Source organism: Vibrio sp. DNB22_10_4, from assembly GCF_052879755.1.
In genome coordinates this window covers 1-278 of record NZ_JBNNXW010000054.1, presented here as the reverse complement: position 1 = coordinate 278, position 278 = coordinate 1, and the positions used below count along the sequence as shown (strand labels likewise).

The following is a 278-nucleotide window of genomic DNA, read 5'->3' as shown; positions in this document are numbered from 1 at the left end:
CTCCCCCTGCGGGACTCGAACCTGCGACATACGGATTAACAGTCCGCCGTTCTACCAACTGAACTAAGGGGGAATTATTTGTGCAAGCTAGGTCGTAAGACCATTATCAGCTTAACACTAAATAATGGTGCCTCGAGGCGGAGTCGAACCACCGACACGCGGATTTTCAATCCGCTGCTCTACCAACTGAGCTATCGAGGCAAATAAATGGTGCCGACTACCGGAATCGAACTGGTGACCTACTGATTACAAGTCAGTTGCTCTACCTACTGAGCTAA

2 tRNA genes are annotated in these 278 nt (G+C 49.6%); both read right to left on the bottom strand.

Annotation, left to right across the window (positions count from 1 at the left end):
* Nucleotides 1-73, bottom strand: a tRNA-Asn gene (locus ACVA6Q_RS24630).
* A gap of 52 nt (nt 74-125) precedes the next feature.
* Nucleotides 126-201: transfer RNA gene (locus tag ACVA6Q_RS24625), tRNA-Phe, on the bottom strand.
* Nucleotides 202-278: the final 77 nt, after the last annotated feature.